Annotated in this window: 2 protein-coding genes; both read right to left on the reverse strand. The window is 44.5% G+C overall.

Translation table 11 applies throughout. The features are described 5' to 3' along the window. Positions 1 to 350: 350 nt before the first annotated feature. Positions 351 to 1,664 (reverse strand): anaerobic C4-dicarboxylate transporter family protein, encoded by a 1,314-nt coding sequence (locus CAG60_RS10075; RefSeq protein WP_154169948.1) that lies wholly within the window; start codon positions 1,662 to 1,664, stop codon positions 351 to 353. Positions 1,665 to 1,883: 219 nt separating this feature from the next. Beyond that, a complete protein-coding gene (gene aspA / locus CAG60_RS10080) occupies positions 1,884 to 3,332 on the reverse strand; it encodes an aspartate ammonia-lyase (RefSeq protein ID WP_004394423.1) in 1,449 nt (482 codons plus the stop codon). Between the last annotated feature and the right edge of the window lie 241 nt (positions 3,333 to 3,573).

Here is a 3,573-nt window from a genome sequence, read left to right on the forward strand (position 1 = left end):
GCTTTAATGGGTTTTATTTTAAAGATAGTAAGTTTTATTATCTTGGCTTTGCTTCACATAATATTCTTAGATATAAAAGGCGAGAGAGCGTTGATTATTTGTTTTAGGGTATTTGTTTATGAATAATGAAATAATATTCTCAAAGACTACTCTCTTTTTAGACTCATCTTGGTCAGTTGTGCCTAAACAGTAAGCTTGCGCTACAGGATTGATTATTTAGAACGTTCAGGAAGAAATATTATGCACTTTTGATAATGGGTATGAACAGTTGAATTAATCGAAGTTTGTTTGATTTATATCAAAAATAATAAGGGAGCCTGAGCTCCCTTTGATGATGGTTAGTATGAAAATTAGAGGAAAATATTCGCTAAAACTAAACCAAAACCGATACTGAAGATCATGCTCAATAAACCCGGCAGCATAAAGCTGTGGTTAAAGATGTACTTACCGATCCGCGTTGTCCCTGTGCGGTCAAAGTCAATCGACGCAATGATCGGGCCGTAGTTCGGAATAAAGAAATATCCGTTAACCGCGACGAACACCGCAATGATGATTGCAGGTGGTAAGCCTAAGGTAATCGCAACCGGTACCAATACTGCTGTGGTGGCTCCTTGGCTATTGACCATCACCGATAGTCCAAATAGGGCAAAAGCAAAGGTCCATGGCGCAACTTCAACCAGACCAGATACCGCTTCTTTCACCATATCGCCGTGACCCGCGATGAAGGTATCACCTAGCCAAGCGATACCGAAAATGGCCACGATTGCGCGCATCCCGGCATGGAATACAGAGCCTTGAGTAATGGTATTGCCGTCCGGTTTACAAATCAGGATGATCAGGGCTGCAATGGATAGCATCACGATTTCAATCGTATGTGCCATGCCCATTGGTGAGCCATCAAAGTGCGGACGCAAGCTAGGAATCGCGCCCATAAAGACCACGATAATCGCACCAAATAGGAACAGAGAAACCGATGTTTTGGCCTGTGGCGTGATTTGAATATCTTCCACTTTCATCTCTTGTTCCATTTCTGCACGGAACTCAGGGTCTTGTAGGCGACGTTGATACTCTGGATCGTCTTTCAGCTCTTTACCGATTTTGTTGACAAAAATACAAGCACAGGCAAGGCCAAGGAAAGTACTTGGAATGGTGACGATCAATACGTTACCCAAAGTGATCCCTTGCGGTTCTAAGAAGGCCACTAATGCCACGACGGCGGCCGCGATAGGGCTAGCCACAATCGCAAACTGTGATGCGATGACTGCCATACCAAGCGGACGCTCTGGGCGAATACCACTACGACGACTGACTTCTGCGATCACGGGTAATACCGAGTAGGCTACGTGTCCAGTTCCAGCCATCATGGTAAAAAAGTAAGTGACTAATGGGGCGATGAAAGTGATATGACGAGGATTTTTGCGCAAGATGTTACTGGCGATTTTGATTAAGTAATCTAAGCCGCCGGCGGCTTGCATGGAAGCCGCCGCTGCCACCACCGCCATGATCATCAGCATCACATCAATCGGTGGACTGGTTGGACGCATACCAAACACAAAACTGAGAATGGCAAGACCAATCCCCCCCATGACACCCAGTCCGATACCACCAATCCTTGCCCCGATTAGGATACATCCTAATACGATAAGGAACTCAATTATGAACATCTTATACTCCTAAAAGATTATGGGAAAATCCGCTTTACCGCCCAGTGTTAAGCTAACGCAAGGCTGTGAATTCATAGGTTTATCTTATTTTTTAGTATCAATGGAAGGTAGCCGACGCTTTTAATTAATTACCATGATTTAGAATAAGTTTTGGCGACTTTCCATCTGGCAAAAACCAAGAAGGCTCTGAATCAGAGCCTTCTTGTAGAGTAAATCGAATTACTCGTAACGTTTTGCCTTGTATTTAGGGTACATCAAGTTGTCGACTGAGAAAATATCGTCCAACTCTTCTTCAGTGAGCAAGCCTCGCTCCAGTACGACCTCACGGACGCTTTTGCCCGTTTCGGCACAGATTTTACCAACGATGTCACCTTCATGGTGGCCGATGTAAGGGTTAAGGTAAGTAACGATGCCGATCGAGTTAAACACATAGCCTTCACAAACCTCTTTGTTGACCGTAATACCATCGACACACTTATCACGCAGGTTAACGCATGCGTTAGAAAGCAAGGAGATAGACTCAAACATCGCTTGAGCAATCACTGGCTCCATTACGTTAAGCTGTAATTGACCCGCTTCAGCGGCATAAGTAATGGTGTTGTCATTACCGAAGACTTTAAAGCACACTTGGTTAACCACTTCAGGGATAACCGGGTTAACTTTGGCCGGCATGATCGATGAACCCGCTTGTAATTCAGGCAAGTTCAGTTCATTAAAACCCGCACGAGGGCCAGAAGAGAGCAAGCGCAAATCGTTACAGATTTTCGAAAGCTTCATTGCTAAGCGTTTCAGCGCGCCATGAGTCATTACGTAAGCACCGCAGTCGGACGTCGCTTCAATTAAGTCTTCAGCAGGTACCACTTCTAGGCCAGTGACTTCGCCTAAATATTTTATTGCTAATGCTTGATAGCCTGGAGCGGTGTTTAAACCGGTGCCGATGGCCGTCGCACCAAGGTTAACTTCTAATAATAACTTAGAGGTGTATTGCAGAGCACGGATCTCTTCGTTCAGCGTCACGGCCCACGCATGGAACTCTTGACCAACGGTCATCGGTACGGCGTCTTGGAGCTGAGTACGTCCCATTTTGAGAATCTGTTTAAACTCAACGGCTTTAAGTTCAAAAGCGCCTTTGATGTACTCAATCGATTCAATCAGTTTGAGAATGCTGTTGTAAACGGCGATTCGGAATCCGGTTGGATACGCACAGTTGGTGGATTGACTTTTGTTAACGTGATCATTGGGGTTAATAAATTGGTATTGACCTTTTTCTTTACCCATCAGTTCAAGGGCTACGTTAGCAATCACTTCATTGGTGTTCATATTGACTGAAGTGCCTGCGCCACCTTGGAAAACGTCGGAAGGAAATTGATCCATACACTTGCCGGTTTCCAAAATCAGATCACACGCTTGAATAATATAGTTAGCGACATCTTTAGGGATCACGCCTTGCTCTTTATTAGCGAGCGTGGCCGCTTTTTTGGTCATGACCATGCCACGAACAAATTCAGGGACATCTGAGATCGTAACATTAGAAATATTGAAGTTTTCTATCGCCCGCAGGGTATGGATACCATAATAAGCATCAGCAGGAACATGGCGTTCGCCGAGCAGGTCTTCTTCGATGCGGGTTGCTTGGTTGGTAATAGGGGTTTCAGATAGGGTAGCCATCACAGGATCCTTAAGATAATTGTTCTGATTAGTCACACTTAGCCATCTCTGTCTTAAGAATCCGTTCACCAGAATGGTTGGCTGGGAAAATCTGTCCTGACTTCTTCGCTAATCATACTTGACCAGTAGATAAAAAATAGGAACTGGATCACCTTTCCGGTGCATAACTCCGGAGAGGTTTAGGATCTTTAGCTAAGATCTCACGGTTTGAGTGAATTGGTTTAATAGAAAGTTAAGATAT

The sequence above is a fragment of the Vibrio sp. V33_P6A3T137 genome (assembly GCF_009904835.1).
Lineage (GTDB): Bacteria > Pseudomonadota > Gammaproteobacteria > Enterobacterales > Vibrionaceae > Vibrio > Vibrio metschnikovii.

Coding starts and splice junctions, on each gene's coding strand:
- CAG60_RS10075 (WP_154169948.1), bottom strand. CDS start 1,664: ATGTTCATAATTGAGTTCCTTATCGTATTAGGATGTATCCTAATCGGG.
- aspA (WP_004394423.1), bottom strand. CDS start 3,332: ATGGCTACCCTATCTGAAACCCCTATTACCAACCAAGCAACCCGCATC.